At 59.8% G+C, this 15,763-nt stretch carries 12 protein-coding genes; 1 reads left to right on the top strand and 11 read right to left on the bottom strand.

The genetic code is table 11. The annotated features are described in order from the left end of the window. Positions 1 to 157: 157 nt before the first annotated feature. Positions 158 to 1,090, top strand: a complete 933-nt coding sequence (locus ACESMZ_RS13420; protein WP_372957241.1) for a GGDEF domain-containing protein — start codon at positions 158 to 160, stop codon at positions 1,088 to 1,090. Between the two features lie 14 nt (positions 1,091 to 1,104). On the opposite strand, the gene rluB is transcribed toward ACESMZ_RS13420, so the two are convergent. The 11 genes from rluB to sdhA form a co-directional block, all read right to left on the bottom strand. Beyond that, on the bottom strand, positions 1,105 to 2,070 hold the full coding sequence (rluB, locus tag ACESMZ_RS13425; RefSeq protein WP_372957240.1) for a 23S rRNA pseudouridine(2605) synthase RluB: 966 nt from the start codon (positions 2,068 to 2,070) through the stop codon (positions 1,105 to 1,107). 17 nt (positions 2,071 to 2,087) lie between these two features. Next, entirely contained in the window at positions 2,088 to 2,807 is a 720-nt protein-coding gene (gene scpB, locus ACESMZ_RS13430; RefSeq protein ID WP_372957239.1) for an SMC-Scp complex subunit ScpB, read from the bottom strand. 11 nt (positions 2,808 to 2,818) lie between these two features. Next, positions 2,819 to 3,661, bottom strand: a complete 843-nt coding sequence (locus tag ACESMZ_RS13435) for a segregation and condensation protein A (RefSeq protein ID WP_372972773.1) — start codon at positions 3,659 to 3,661, stop codon at positions 2,819 to 2,821. A gap of 20 nt (positions 3,662 to 3,681) precedes the next feature. Beyond that, positions 3,682 to 4,896 (bottom strand): tryptophan--tRNA ligase, encoded by a 1,215-nt coding sequence (locus ACESMZ_RS13440; protein WP_372957237.1) that lies wholly within the window; start codon positions 4,894 to 4,896, stop codon positions 3,682 to 3,684. Positions 4,897 to 5,043: 147 nt separating this feature from the next. Next, positions 5,044 to 5,916, bottom strand: coding sequence for a succinate--CoA ligase subunit alpha (gene sucD / locus ACESMZ_RS13445; protein ID WP_372957236.1), 873 nt, complete (start codon positions 5,914 to 5,916; stop codon positions 5,044 to 5,046). Next, on the bottom strand, positions 5,916 to 7,082 hold the full coding sequence (sucC, locus tag ACESMZ_RS13450; protein WP_372957235.1) for an ADP-forming succinate--CoA ligase subunit beta: 1,167 nt from the start codon (positions 7,080 to 7,082) through the stop codon (positions 5,916 to 5,918). Before sucC ends, sucD begins: the two co-directional genes overlap by 1 nt. 237 nt (positions 7,083 to 7,319) lie before the next feature. Beyond that, positions 7,320 to 8,762, bottom strand: coding sequence for a dihydrolipoyl dehydrogenase (gene lpdA, locus ACESMZ_RS13455; RefSeq protein ID WP_372957234.1), 1,443 nt, complete (start codon positions 8,760 to 8,762; stop codon positions 7,320 to 7,322). 73 nt (positions 8,763 to 8,835) lie between these two features. After that, a complete protein-coding gene (gene odhB / locus ACESMZ_RS13460; RefSeq protein WP_372957233.1) occupies positions 8,836 to 10,092 on the bottom strand; it encodes a 2-oxoglutarate dehydrogenase complex dihydrolipoyllysine-residue succinyltransferase in 1,257 nt (418 codons plus the stop codon). A gap of 26 nt (positions 10,093 to 10,118) precedes the next feature. Beyond that, entirely contained in the window at positions 10,119 to 12,953 is a 2,835-nt protein-coding gene (locus tag ACESMZ_RS13465) for a 2-oxoglutarate dehydrogenase E1 component (protein ID WP_372957232.1), read from the bottom strand. A gap of 316 nt (positions 12,954 to 13,269) precedes the next feature. Next, complete coding sequence (locus ACESMZ_RS13470) at positions 13,270 to 13,974, bottom strand: succinate dehydrogenase iron-sulfur subunit (protein ID WP_372957231.1); 705 nt, start codon at positions 13,972 to 13,974, stop codon at positions 13,270 to 13,272. A 15-nt stretch (positions 13,975 to 13,989) separates the two neighbouring features. Then, positions 13,990 to 15,762, bottom strand: a complete 1,773-nt coding sequence (gene sdhA, locus ACESMZ_RS13475; RefSeq protein WP_372957230.1) for a succinate dehydrogenase flavoprotein subunit — start codon at positions 15,760 to 15,762, stop codon at positions 13,990 to 13,992. Position 15,763 lies beyond the last annotated feature (1 nt).

Here is a 15,763-nt window from a genome sequence, read left to right on the forward strand (position 1 = left end):
GCCGACCGGCAATCCCGGTGACGGAAAATTGCCGATTCAGGCTACACACCTGCAAACCAGTCCCACCATGATACTTTATCCTGTTGTTTAATATCACATTTATAAGAGTGGCATGAAGCCTGCTTAACCATGGAAAATATCCCGGAAAGGCATACCTATGGCAGGAAATAACCGCACCTACCTTGATACCCGGTCGGCACACCCGGACCGCATCATCGCCCTGCGACAGGCCCGGGAAGCCTGGACCCAGGCGGATGACCCGGTTGCGCGCCTCTATCGCCGGGTCAGCATGACCCTGTCACTGGAGCATCTGCTGGGCATCTTCGCCGAAGAGCTGGGCCAGGTTCTGCCATTCGGCCAACTGGTCTACCGCCACCGGCTGGGACACCAGGACTTTGTCTACACCTCCGGCATGGGGGGTGCTCACCGCTGTGACTACCAGCTCAATCTGGAGGGAACCAATTACGGTGCCCTGTCACTGACCCGCCGCACCCGCTTCAGCCAGGATGAACTCGAAGCCATTGAGTTCCTGCTGGGAATACTAATCTGTCCGCTTCGCAACGCCTGCCAGTATGCCCTGGTGGAACAGGCGGCACTGACTGATTCACTGACAGAAATCCCCAACAAGCGGGCGCTGGACATGGCCCTGACCAGGGACTGCAGTATCGGTGACCGGCACGGGGACGCCTTTACCCTGATTCTCTGCGACCTGGACTACTTCAAGGACGTTAACGACACCTTCGGTCATGTGGTCGGTGACCATATTCTCAAAGCCACGGCGAAGGCGTTAAGGGAAGCGACCCGGGACGGCGACAGCATTTTCCGGTTCGGAGGCGAGGAATTTGCGGCGCTGCTGCCCCACGCGGACTCCCGCGACGGCCAACAGGTGGCGGACCGCATCCGGGCCGCCATTCACGATATCTGCATTCCCTGCGGTGACCGCCAGGTACGGGTAACTGCCAGCGCCGGCGTAGCGACCCGCCGCAAGGCAGAAACTCCGGACCAGTGGCTGGCCCGGGCGGATGATGCCCTTTACCGGGCAAAGGATGCAGGTCGTAACCGCACCCATATCGCACGGGTTATTGCCTGATCGGCGGCCAGGAGTCAGGATTTACCACGGGGCGGATGGGTACGGCGACTGCCGGGGGACGGTTTGCTGTCGTCCACCTGCCATTTTCTTCCGCCCGACGGCTTCTTGTTCCCCCTGGAGGGCGCCTTGCGACGACGACGTTCGTGTTCCGCCTGCTCGCCGGGGGTCTTGACCGGCACATCCACCGGGGTCATGCCGACCGAACGGCTCAGGGTATCCACGGCTTTCTGGTCCAGCTCTTCCCAACGGCCCACGCTCAGCCTGCTGGGGAGGAAGATCGGTCCGTAGCGAACCCGCTTGAGGCGACTGACCCGCACGCCCTGGGATTCCCAGAGGCGCCGCACTTCCCGGTTCCGGCCTTCCAGCAGGGTGACATGGAACCACTGGTTATGACCCTTGCCACCGGCCGGGGATATGTCAGAAAACGACGCCGAACCATCCTCCAGCAACACGCCGTCCAGCAGGCGCTGAATCATTTCGTCGTTGACTTCACCGAAGATTCGCACCGCGTATTCCCGGTCGATCTCACTGGACGGGTGCATCAGCCTGTTTGCCAGCTCACCATCGGTCGTGAAAAGCATGAGGCCGGTGGTGTTGATGTCCAGCCGCCCTACCGCGACCCAGCGCTGGTCTTTCAGGCGTGGCAGGCTGTCAAATACCGTCGGGCGCCCTTCCGGGTCATTGCGGGTGGTCACCTCACCCTCGGGTTTGTTGTAAATCAGCACCCGGCGCACGACGGCGTCCGCTGACCGGCTTTCCACCGGCTTGCCATCCACGGCAATGCGGTCCGTGGACAGGGCGCGGTCACCCGGCTGGGCCACCTCGCCATTGACGGTAACGCGACCGGCCTGAATCCAGGCATCCACTTCACGCCGGGAACCCACCCCGGCACGGGACAGGAGTTTCTGCAGGCGTTCGGGTTCTCCGGAAACCGGACCCGCGCCCTGTCGGGACTGCTTTGGGGGGCGTTGAGACGCCATGATGAATCCTTGTTGGCTTAATGAAGTGTGGTATTACTTTGCGACGGGTCATCGTCTGGTGGTGTCAGCGGCGATGACTCATCGTGGCTAACCGGTGTTTGCTGGCTGCCGGCCTCAGCGCCTTCGTCTGCCCCCGCAGATTCGGGCGCATCGAACTGTATCTCGGCCTGAATCTCCTGCTCGATCTCGCGGCCGATTTCCTCCAGGTCGCGGATTTCCGCCAGGGGCGGCAGTTCATCGAGACTGGTCAGGTTGAAATAGTCCAGGAACTGCCGGGTTGTGGCGTACATGGCGGGACGACCAGGTACGTCCTTATGCCCGACCACGCGCACCCATTCTCGTTCCTGCAACGTGCGAATGATATTGCTGCTTACCGTAACGCCCCGGATATCCTCGATTTCACCCCGGGTGATGGGTTGACGGTAGGCAATCAGCGCCAGGGTTTCCAGCAAGGCCCGGGAGTACCGCTGCGGCTTCTCCTCGAACAGGCGACCTACCCAGGGAGCAACGTCCTGGCGAACCTGGAAACGATAGCCACTGGCCACCCTTTTCAGTTCGAAGCCGCGGCCAATGCAGGCTTCGTCCAACAGCATCAGGACATGCTCCATCACCTGCCGCGCCGGCCGTTCATGTTCCTCAAACAGATCCCTGAGCTGGTCCAGGGTAAGCGGACGTCCTGCCGCCAGCAGGGCCGCCTCGACAATGTTCTGCACACGCCTGAGATTTTCTTCGTTCATGGATTCCCGCCTCAGTTGCTGGTTCGCGCCCGCACATGGATGGCACCCAGGGTCTCTGCCTGTACGATCTCGATCAGCTCCTCCTTGACCAGCTCCAGCATGGCCAGGAACGTGACGACCACGCCGAGGCGTCCCTCTTCCCGGGTAAACAGGGCTTCAAAAGGCATGAAACGGTCTGTCGGTAACATTGCCAGTATCGACGACATGCGCTCCCGGGTGGAAAGGCGCTCCCTCTCCACATGGTGGCTGGTAAACAGGTCGGCACGCTGCAGTACGCCCTGCAGCGCCAGCAGCACCTCTCTCAGTTCCACCGACGGGTGGGCGTCGCCCCGGGGAAGATCCGGCAACGCCGCGGAACCGGGGAACGTATCCCGTTCCATACGGGGCAGCGAGTCCACATCCTCAGCCGCCTTCTTGAAGCGCTCATACTGCTGCAGACGGCGAATCAGTTCCGCCCTGGGATCGTCTTCCTCGTCTTCCTCCACCTCCTGCCTGGGCAGCAGCATGCGTGACTTGATCTCGGCCAGGGTGGCGGCCATCACCAGGTACTCTGCGGCCAGTTCGAAGCGCATGGCCTCTGCGGCGCTGATGTATTCCATGTACTGACGGGTGATTTCGCTGACGTCAATGTCCAGAATATTCATATTCTGGCGACGGATCAGATACAGCAGCAGGTCCAGCGGACCTTCAAAAGCTTCCAGGAAGACCGCCAGGGCATCCGGGGGAATGTACAGGTCCTGTGGCAGGTCAGAAACCGGTTTGCCTTCCACCCGGGCAACCGGCGCTGGTGCCGCGTCCTGCGCTACCGCTGGCTGTTCCTGCAATTCTTCCGAGCCGGTTTCCGGTTCAGTCACACATCACCCCCGGGGTGTTTTCAACGGTAGACCATGCCCATGGCGTCCCGGACATCCTCCAGGGTGTCCCGGGCGGCGTCACGGGCCTGGTCCGCCCCTTCCTGGATAATGGCATGGATCAGGTCCGGGCTTGACTCGTACTCCCTGGCCCGCTCATGCAGAGGCCTTTGTTCTTCTACGATGGCGTCAATGACCGGCTTCTTGCAGTCGAGGCAGCCAATCCCGGCGCTACGGCAGCCGGTCTGCACCCATTCGCGGGTAGCCTCATCAGAGTAGACCTTATGGAATTCCCACACGGGGCATTTTTCCGGCTCCCCCGGATCGGTCCGGCGTACCCGCTGCGGGTCAGTGGGCATGGTCCGGATTTTCTGCGCCACCATATCCGGCGACTCCCGCAGCCCGATGAAATTACCATAGGACTTGGACATCTTCTGCCCATCGAGGCCGGGCATTTTCGAAGCGTCCGTCAGCAGCGCCTGGGGCTCGGGCAACAGGACCTTCCCACCCCCCTCGATGTAGCCGTAAAGGCGCTCACGGTCGCCAAGGGAGATATTCTGCTGCTCACCCAGCAAGGCCCGGGCCGTTTCCAGCGCTTCCATATCACCCTCTTCCTGATACCGGCGCTTCAGGGACCGGTACAGGCGGGCATTTTTCTTGCCCATCTTGACGATGGCGGCCTCGGCCTGCTCCTCAAAGCCCGGTTCACGTCCGTATAGGTGGTTGAAGCGACGGGCAATTTCCCGGGTGATCTCCACATGGGAGACCTGGTCAGCTCCCACCGGTACCTTGCCGGCCCGGTACAGCAGGATATCCGCGCTCTGGAGCAATGGATATCCAAGAAATCCGTAAGTTGCGAGATCTTTCTCACGTAATTTCTCTTGCTGGTCCTTATACGTTGGCGCCCTTTCCAGCCACCCCAGCGGTGTGATCATGGACAACAGGAGGTGCAACTCAGCATGCTCTGGCACATGGGACTGCACGAACAGCGTCGCAGATCCGGGGTTGACGCCGGCCGCCAGCCAGTCGATGAGCATTTCCCAGACGTTCTCGCGAATATGGAAAGGATCATCATAGGTAGTGGTCAGCGCGTGCCAGTCTGCCACAAAGAAAAAGCACTCGAATTCATGCTGCAGTTTCACCCAGTTCTTCAGTACACCGTGGTAGTGCCCCAGGTGCAGACGCCCTGTGGGCCGCATGCCGGACAACACCCGTTGCTGGGAATCAACAGAACCCAAAGCATGAACTCCTTATGGTCATAATTGACCGGTCATGATAAATCAGACCGTTCCCGGATGACAGAATTAGCCACCCTCAAAACGCAAAACCCCCGCGCCGGTCACACCGGGCGGGGGTTCTGGACTGATCAGCCGGAAACGCGGGGGTTACCAGCCAGTCACTTCCTTCAGGGCCTTGCCGATTTCGGCCAGGCTACGCACGGTTTTCACACCGGCGTCCTGCAGGGCAGCAAACTTCTCGTCCGCGGTACCCTTGCCACCGGAGATGATGGCACCAGCGTGGCCCATCCGCTTGCCCGGAGGCGCGGTAACACCAGCGATGTAAGAAACAACCGGCTTGGTCACGTTGTCCTTGATGAAGGCGGCGGCTTCTTCCTCGGCGGTACCGCCGATTTCACCAATCATTACGATGGCCTCGGTTTCCGGATCTTCCTGCAGCAGCTTCAGGATGTCGATGAAGCTGGAGCCAGGGATCGGGTCACCACCGATGCCCACACAGGTGGACTGACCATAGCCGTAGTCAGTGGTCTGCTTGACCGCTTCGTAGGTCAGGGTACCAGAGCGGGAAACGATGCCCACCTTGCCCTTCTTGTGGATATGGCCGGGCATGATGCCAATCTTGCACTCGTCCGGCGTGATCACACCCGGGCAGTTAGGACCGATCATGCGGGCGCCTTTCTTGTCGACATACTCCTTGGCGTACAGCATGTCGATTGTCGGGATACCCTCAGTGATACAGACGATCAGCTGAATGCCGGCATCGGCTGCTTCAATAATGGCATCCTTACAGAACGGGGCCGGCACGTAGATCACGGTGGCCTCTGCGCCGGTCTTCTCGACCGCCTCGCGCACGGTGTTGAACACCGGCAGGCCCAGGTGCTCGGTGCCGCCCTTGCCGGGGCTTACACCACCAACCAGCTTGGTGCCATATTCAAGGGCCTGCTCGGAGTGGAAGGTACCCTGGGCACCGGTAAAGCCCTGACAGATAACCTTGGTGTCTTTGTTAATCAGGATGCTCATTACTTACCCCCTGCGGCTTTAACGACCTGCTCTGCAGCATTGGACAGGCTGGTTGCAGCGATGATGTTGAGGCCACTCTCTTCGAGGACCTTGGTGCCCAGTTCAGCGTTGTTGCCTTCCAGGCGTACCACCACAGGAACTTTAACGCCCACTTCCTTGACGGCACCGATGATGCCCTCGGCGATCATGTCGCAGCGAACGATACCACCGAAGATGTTCACCAGAACCGCCTTCACGTTGTCATCGGACAGGATGATCTTGAACGCCTCGGAGACGCGCTCCTTGGTCGCACCACCACCAACGTCCAGGAAGTTGGCCGGCTGGCCACCAGACAGCTTGATGATGTCCATGGTACCCATGGCCAGGCCGGCACCGTTGACCATACAGCCAATGTTGCCATCCAGTGCCACGTAGTTCAGTTCCCACTTGGCCGCTTCCGCTTCGCGGGCGTCTTCCTGGGAAGGATCGTGCATTTCCTGGATCTGCTTCTGGCGGTACAGGGCGTTGCCATCGACGTTGATCTTGGCGTCCAGGCAGTGCAGGTTACCTTCACTGGTGATTACCAGCGGGTTGATTTCCAGCAGGGCCAGGTCCTTGTCTTCGAACAACTTGGCCAGGCCAACGAAGATCTTGGCAAACTGACCGATCTGCGCACCCTTCAGGCCCAGCTTGAAGGCCAGCTCACGGCCCTGGTAAGGCTGTGCGCCGACCAGCGGGTCTATTTCGGCCTTGAGGATCTTCTCGGGAGTCTCCTCGGCGACGGTCTCGATTTCAACACCACCTTCGGTGGACGCCATGAAAACGATACGACGGGTAGCACGGTCAACCACAGCACCCAGGTACAGCTCCTGATCGATATCAGTCAGGGACTCGACCAGAATCTTCGTGACCGGCTGGCCCTTCTCGTCGGTCTGAAAGGTCACCAGGTTCTTGCCCAGCCACTGCTCGGCAAACGCCTTGATCTCGTCCTTGCTCTTGACGAGCTTGACGCCGCCGGCCTTGCCGCGGCCACCGGCGTGTACCTGGGCCTTCACGACCCAACCGTCACCGCCGATCTTGTCCGCCGCCGCAGCGGCCTCTTCAGGAGTATCACAGGCATAGCCCTTGGATACAGGCAGACCGTATTCAGCAAACAGCTGCTTGGCCTGATATTCGTGCAAATTCATAGTCAAGTGTCCCGCTTTTTGATGGAGGATAACCACATACGGAAATGAACCCGCCGGAATCCATCGGAATGAAGCCTGCGCAGTACGCCTGCAGCCTGACTCCGATGCACTCCTTCATGCGAATTCGCTACGGCACGCCGGGGATCGCCTCAGCGCGCCTAAACGCCGGGTGTCGACACGGCACGTGTACGCCGCACTGGCAGGTCCTCCTGACCTGCCCCGCCGACACCACCGGCGCTATTTCTTCTTGCGACGGTTGGCCTTGTGGATGGCGCCACCGTCGACAGCCAGGGCTGCCTCGTGCACAGACTCCGACAGGGTCGGGTGCGCGAAGCAGGTCAGTGCCAGGTCTTCGGCGCTGGAGCCGAATTCCAGGGCAATCACACCCTGCGCCACGATCTCGGATGCCTGGGGACCCACCACATGGAAGCCCAGAACCCGGTCGGTTTTCTCGTCGGCTATGATCTTCACCAGGCCGCCGGTGGAGTTCGCCGCCATGGCGCGACCATTGGCAGCGAACGGGAAGGTGCCCACCTTGTAGGCCTCACCTTCGGACTTCAACTGCTCTTCGGTCTTGCCAACCCAGGCCACTTCCGGGGAGGTGTAGATCACGTTGGGAATGGCGTCGTAATTGACCTGGGGCTTATGGCCGGCAATACGCTCGGCGACCATGATGCCCTCTTCCGAGGCCTTGTGGGCCAGCATCGGCCCGCGGACCACGTCGCCAACAGCCCAGACGCCAGGTACATCGGTCTTGCACTGGTCATCCACATAGATGAACCCGCGCTCATCCATGTTGATGCCGGCATCCGCCGCCAGCAGGTTTTCGGTGTTCGGACGACGGCCAACGGCTACGATCAGCTTGTCGAACTTGACCTGCTCCTTGCTCTTGCCGTCTTCATAGTCCACATACACCAGCTTGCGCTTGATTTCCGCATTGGTCATGCGGGCGCCAAGCTTGATGTCCAGCCCCTGCTTCCTGAAATGCTTGAGGGCGTCCTTCGCCACCTGCTGGTCCACCGCCGGCAGGAAGGTATCCATGGCTTCGAGCACGGTCACCTCGGACCCCAGACGGGCCCATACAGAGCCCAGTTCAAGGCCGATGACACCAGCACCGATCACACCCAGGCGCTTGGGCACTTCATCAAACGCCAGTGCGCCCTCGGAGTCGACAATATAGTCACCATCAAAAGGCGCCGGCGGAATCTCGATGGGCTTGGATCCGCTGGCGAGGATGACGTTGTCCGCCTCGTAGGTTTTGGTGTTGCCGTCGGGGTCGGTGACTTCCACCTGCTTGTTGGCCAGCAGCTTGCCGTGACCATGGATAGAGGTGACACCGTTGGACTTGAACAGGCCGGCAATACCGCCGGTAAGCTGCTGGACGATACCTTCCTTGCGTTCCATCATCTTGCCGACATTGATCTTCAGATCTTTCAGCTCGATGCCCTGGTCCGCATAGCCGTGCTGGGCTTCCTCATACTTGTGGGAAATCTCCAGCAGCGCCTTGGACGGAATACAGCCAACATTCAGGCAGGTGCCGCCGAGCACTTGCTGTTTGCCGTCCGCGGAGGTCCAGGATTCCACACAGGCCGTCTTCAGACCCAGCTGAGCCGCCTTGATGGCAGCCACATAGCCGCCGGGGCCGGCGCCAATGACGATCACATCGTACTTGTCAGACATGTTCTATCCCGTTATCTGGCGGAAGCCCCGGAAGGCGTGACGCCTCCGGGGCTCCGGAATGAGTTTGATAGGTTCAGACGTCCAGCAGGATGCGGGTCGGATCCTCGATCATTTCCTTGATGGCGACGAGGAACTGTACCGCTTCCTTGCCATCGATCATACGATGGTCATAGGACAGCGCCAGGTACATCATTGGCAGGATCTCGACCTGACCGTTCACCGCCATCGGGCGTTCCTGGATCTTGTGCATGCCCAGGATAGCTGTCTGCGGCGGGTTCAGGATCGGCGTGGAAATCAGTGAGCCGAAAATACCACCATTGGTGATGGTAAAGGTGCCGCCGGTCATCTCGTCGATGCCCAGCTTGCCGCCCTTGGCCTTCTGGCCGTACTCGATGATCTTCTTCTCGATATCCGCCAGGCCCATGGCGTCAACATCACGCAGAACCGGAACCACCAGGCCGCGATCGGTGGAAACCGCCACACCGATATCCTGGTAGCCATGGTAGACCATGTCATTGCCGTCGATAGAGGCGTTCACCGCCGGGAAGCGCTTGAGGGCCTCGGTGGCAGCCTTGGCGAAGAAGGACATGAAGCCCAGCTTGACGCCGTGACGCTTCTCGAAGGACTCTTTGTACTGCTTGCGCAGCTCCATTACCGGCTTCATGTTCACTTCGTTGAACGTGGTGAGCATGGCGGCATCGGTCTGCGCCTGCACCAGGCGCTTGGCGATGCTGGCACGCAGACGGGTCATGGGCACCCGCTTCTCCGGGCGCTCGCCGGCAGGTATGTCTGCGGCGGGAGCTGCGGCCTGCTGGGGAGCGCTCTGGCTGCCAGCAGATGACTTGCCACCCTCGATATGAGCCTGCACGTCTTCCTTGGTAACGCGACCACCCTTGCCTGTTCCCTTGACGGAATCCGGGTCAACGCTGTTTTCCTCAGCCAGCTTGCGGGCTGCCGGGCTCAGGATGGCATCGCCGGACGCTGCAGCACTGCCCTTGTCGGAGTCATCAGAGGAAGCGGCTTCATCCTTCTGTTCAGCCTGTTTTTCCTCGCCGGAATCCGCCTTGGCGTCAGACTTGCTTTCACCGGCAGCGCCTTCCTTGAACTTGCCAATCACTTCACCACTCTCAACGGTGTCGCCCTCGTCCTTGATAATTTCCTCGACCACGCCATCCGCGGGCGCGACGACTTCCAGGACTACCTTGTCGGTCTCGATGTCGACAATCAGTTCGTCGCGTTCGCAGGCTTCGCCTGGCTTCTTGTGCCAGGTGGCAACGGTGCCCTCAGCGACCGACTCAGGGAAAACGGGGGCTTTTATTTCTATTGACATTTCAATTCCTTACGTTCGGTAGCTCGTCACAGTTCAAAGGCGTCATTTACCAGCTTCTTCTGCTGCTCGACATGCACGGACATGTAGCCCGCTGCCGGCGCTGCAGAGGCGTCGCGACCTGCGTAATCCAGATACAGCTTCGGGTTCAGGCGGTGCAACGCAGCACGCATATGATGCTGACTGCAATACCAGGCACCCTGGTTCATCGGCTCTTCCTGACACCAGACGGCATGCTTGAGTTTGGTGTAGGGAGCCAGCAGTTCGTCCAGGTCGTCACCGGGGAACGGGTAAAGCTGCTCGATCCGGAAGATGACAACGTCGTCACGACCGTCGGCTTTCTTCTTCTCCAGCAAATCGTAGTACACCTTGCCGCTGCAAAGGATCAGCCGGGTAACTTTTTTCGGGTCAGAAGGCTCTTTCTCGGGCAACACGGTCTGGAAGGTACCTGATGTCAGGTCATCCAGATCGGACGTCGCTTCCTTATGGCGCAGGAGGCTCTTGGGGGTGATGGCTACCAGAGGCTTCCGCAGCGGGCGTTTCACCTGGCGGCGCAGCATGTGGAACACCTGAGACGGCGTGGTGGGCACACAGACCTGGATATTATGCTCTGCACACAACTGCAGGAAACGCTCCAGACGCGCGGAGGAGTGCTCCGGTCCCTGCCCTTCATAACCATGGGGCAGCAGCAGGGTCAGCCCACACAGGCGGCCCCACTTGTGCTCACCACTGGTGAGGAACTGGTCAATGACCACCTGGGCGCCGTTGGCAAAATCACCGAACTGGGCTTCCCAGACGATCAGCGCATTCGGGGTGGTGGTGGAGTAGCCATACTCGAACGCCATCACCGCTTCTTCAGACAGCAGTGAGTCGTAGATCTCGAACGAGGGTTGCTTCTCGGAGAGGTTGGCCAGGGAAGTCCAGGTATCGCCGCCTTTCTGGTTATGCAGCACCGCATGGCGGTGAGAGAAGGTGCCACGACCCACGTCCTGCCCGGTAATGCGGATCGGATGACCTTCATCCAGCAGGGAGGCATAGGCCATCATCTCGCCGTAACCCCAGTTCAGACCGAGGGCACCAGCGGTCATCTTCTTGCGGTCCTCGACAATTTTCTGGACCTGGCGCTGGATAGAGAAGCCCTCCGGCACCCAGGTCAGTTTCTTGCCGAGACGCTGGATATTCTTCAGGGTCACGCTGGTCTTGCACTTGGCGGTCCACTCGTGGCCCAGGTACGGCGTCCAGTCCACGTAAAGTTCGGTGTTCGGCTCCTTGACCAGGGACTTCACCACGTGTTCACCGTTATCGAGGGCATCCCGATACTCGGTCTCCATCTTCTTGGCGTCGTCCTCCGAGAGAACACCCTCGTCGACCAGCTGGCCGGCATAGAGGTGACGGGTGCTCTTGAGCTTGCGGATCTTGTCGTACATCACCGGCTGGGTCGCGGACGGCTCATCGGCCTCGTTATGCCCACGGCGACGGTAACAGACCAGGTCAATCACCACGTCCTGCTTGAACTCATTGCGGTAGTCCATGGCCATCTGGGTGACAAACATGACCGCTTCTGGATCGTCGGCGTTCACGTGCAGGATGGGGGCCTGGATCATCTTGGCCACATCGGTGCAGTATTCGGTGGACCGGGCGTCTTCCTGCTTGCTGGTGGTGAAGCCGACCTGGTTATTGATCACGATGTGGATGGTGCCGCCCACACCAAAGCCCCGGGTCTGGGACATCTGGAAGGTTTCCATTACCACGCCCTGACCGGCAAAAGCGGCGTCACCGTGCATGATAATCGGGACCACCTGACTGCCGTCGGTATCATTACGACGGGTCTGCCGTGCACGAACAGAGCCAACCACAACCGGAGAGACGATCTCCAGGTGTGACGGGTTAAAGGCCAGTGCCAGGTGAACCTCACCACCCTCGGTCATCACGTTGGAGGAGAAGCCCTGGTGATACTTGACGTCACCGGAGCCGGAGTCCGCCATCTTCTTGCCTTCGAACTCGTCGAACAGGTCTTTCGGATTCTTGCCCAGGGTGTTGACCAGCACGTTCAGGCGACCCCGGTGGGCCATGCCCAGAACGATTTCCTTGGCGCCGTAGCTGCCGGCACGCTGGATCAGTTCGTCGAGACAGGGGATCAGTGCTTCGCCACCTTCAAGACCGAAACGCTTGACCCCCGGGTAGCGGGAGCCCAGGTACTTTTCAAGGCCTTCCGCAGCGGTAAGCCGCTCCAGCAGGTGCTTGCGGGTCTTCGCTTCATAGGCCGGGCGGGACCTTACGGGCTCCATGCGTTGCTGGAACCACCGCTTGATGCGGGTATCCACCACATGCATGTATTCGGCACCGATGCTGCTGCAGTAGGTCTTGCGCAGTTCATCGACGATGTCTCCGAGTTTCATTTTCTCGGAGCCGAAGTTCAGGGAACCGGTCTGGAACTCCAGGTCACGATCCGCATCTGACAGTTCATGGAAGCCCGGATCCAGATCTTCCACCTTCGGCCGCTGCCATACGCCCAGAGGGTCAAGCTGCGCTTCCTGGTGTCCGCGGAAACGGTAGGCATTGATCATCTGGAGCACACGGATCTGTTTACGATCAGCGTCAGACGTGGCGGAGGCGGGAACACCGGCGCCACTATAGACGCGCTGGTTTCGGGAGATGTGTTCGAACTGTTCGCGGATGGTGGAATGGGCAATGTCACGGGTATTGCCGTCGACGCCCGGAAGCTTGTCAAAATAGCTCCGCCACTCTTCTGGAATGGCATTCGGATCGGTCAGGTAGGTTTCAAAAAGCTGCTCAACATAGGCCAGATTCCCACCCTGTAGATGGGAGGTCTGCCATAACTGCTCCATTATGCTTTCATGCATTTTGAATAGCTCACCTTGGACTGGTGCGGGGGAGCTCATCATGGTCGGCCAGGGGTATTTCTCAGTCAATACGGGTTTTTACGGGATCGACTGTAGCCACCACAATGCACACGGATGTTTTCCGTTCCCCGGTGGTTTTTTATACTGAATCGGGCCGCAGCAGCGCTTTTTGGGCACTTGCTGCGGCTCGATAGCTTGCCTTACCGGCCCCCGCCTGCCAATGCGCCTTTGGTAGAAGGCTATTCAGTCAGGCGGAATACAGGCCGGCGGCCTGACACTTCCAGAACAGTATAGCGGTCTTGCAGAAAACCGCAGATCAGGTGGCCCGCTGCAGCAACAGGTCGCGGATATGCCCGATCGCCCGGGTCGGATTCAGACCCTTGGGACATACGCTGACACAGTTCATAATGCCTCGGCAACGGAAGACACTGAATGGATCGTCCAGGTTGGACAGGCGCTCGGCCTGCGCCGTGTCACGGGAGTCTGCCAGGAAGCGGTAGGCCTGCAACAGACCGGCCGGGCCGATGAACTTGTCCGGATTCCACCAGAACGACGGACAGGACGTGGAACAACAGGCGCACAGGATACATTCGTACAGACCGTCCAGCTTTTCCCGGTCTTCCGGACTCTGCAAACGCTCGATGGCCGGCTCCGGCGTATTATTGATCAGGTAAGGCTGTACCTTCTCGTACTGCTGGTAGAACAGGTTCATGTCCACCACCAGGTCACGGATGACGGGCAGGCCCGGCAGCGGACGCAACACAAGCTTGCCGTGCTTGACCACGTCGGATGCCGGAGTGATGCAGGCCAGGCCATTCTTGCCGTTCATATTCATGCCGTCGGAGCCACAAACCCCCTCGCGGCAGGAGCGACGGTACGCCAGTGACGGATCCTTCTCCTTGAGAAGATTGAGCACGTCCAGCACCATAAGGTCCTTGCCTTCCGGAAGCTCCAGCTCAACATCCTGCATGTAAGGGGCGTTGTCAGTTTCCGGGTTATAACGGTAAAGGCTTACCAACATCTTGATCTATCCCCCTTAGTAAGTCCGGATTTTCGGCTCGAAGGTCGGAACCGTCTTTGGCGCGAAGTTGACGTCACGCTTGCCCACCCGCTTCTCGAGCGGGAAGTAGACAGAGTGCTTGAGCCAGTTTTCGTCATCACGCTCGGTAAAGTCGTTGCGGGCGTGGGCACCGCGGCTTTCCTTGCGCTCTACCGCGGAAACCGCTGTCGCATAGGCAACCTCATAAAGGTTGTCCAGTTCCAGCGCCTCGATGCGGGCGGTATTGAAGGCGTTGCTACGGTCGGCAAGCTTGGTGCGGCGCACCCTTTCACCAATTTCGTCCAGCAGTTTCAGACCCTTCTCCATGCTTTCGCCGTCACGGAACACACCGAAGTACAGCTGCATGCAGTTCTGCAGGTCCTTGCGGACCTTGGCCACCTCTTCACCTTCGTCGGTGTTGTTCAGGCGATCCAGGCGGGCCATGGCCTTCTGGATTTCCTCGTCGGTGGCAGCGTCAATCTCGAAGCCATCGCGAATCATCTTCTCGATATGCAGGCCGGCCGCACGACCGAAGACCACCAGGTCCAGCAGGGAGTTACCACCCAGGCGGTTGGCGCCGTGGACGGATACACAGGCGGCTTCGCCACAGGCAAACAGGCCTTCGATCGGCTTGTCATTGCCATTTTCGTCCTGGGTAAGCGCCTGGCCACCCACATTGGTGGGAATACCACCCATCATATAGTGGCAGGTCGGAACCACCGGAATCGGCTCTTTAACCGGGTCCACATGGGCGAAAGTGCGGGACAGCTCACAGATACCCGGCAGACGGAGGTTGAGGGTCTCTTCACCCAGGTGATCCAGCTTCAGCAGAACATGGTCCTTGTCGGGACCACAACCGCGGCCTTCGAGAATCTCCAGTACCATGGAACGGGCGACAACGTCACGACCCGCCAGGTCTTTGGCATTGGGCGCGTAACGCTCCATGAAGCGCTCGCCCTCCGAGTTGATCAGGTAACCACCCTCACCCCGGCAGCCTTCAGTCACCAGGGTACCGGCACCGTGGATACCGGTGGGGTGGAACTGCCACATTTCCATGTCCTGAACCGGGAAGCCAGCGCGCAGCGCCATGCCGATGCCGTCACCGGTATTGATCAGGGCATTGGTGGTCGAGGCGTAGATACGGCCTGCACCACCGGTGGCCAGAACGGTCGCCTTGGCCTTGATGTAGGCTACTTCGCCGGTTTCAATCTCAATAGCAACAACACCCACTACCTGGTTCTTGCTGTTCTTCACCAGATCGACGGCGTACCACTCATTCAGGAAGGTGGTGCCTCCCTTCAGGTTGGCCTGGTACAGGGTGTGCAACAGGGCGTGGCCGGTACGGTCCGCAGCGGCGCAGGTACGCGCTGCCTGGGTGGGGTTATCCGGGCCCTTGGACTGGCCACCGAACGGGCGCTGATAGATACGACCCTGCTCGGTGCGGGAGAACGGCAGACCCATGTGCTCAAGCTCGAATACCGCCTGGGGCCCCACGGAACACATATACTCGATCGCGTCCTGGTCACCGATGTAGTCGGAGCCCTTGACGGTGTCATACATATGCCAGCGCCAGTCATCGTTCGGATCCGCACTGGCGATCGCGCAGGTGATGCCACCCTGGGCAGAGACGGTGTGGGAGCGCGTCGGAAATACCTTGGTGATACAGGCGGTGTTCAGCCCTGACTCGGTGAGCTGCAGCGCAGCACGCATGCCGGAACCGCCACCACCGATAACAATCGCGTCGTAGGAAATGGTCTTGATATTAGCCATC

Source organism: Marinobacter sp. (assembly GCF_041690615.1).
Taxonomy (GTDB): Bacteria; Pseudomonadota; Gammaproteobacteria; order Pseudomonadales; family Oleiphilaceae; genus Marinobacter.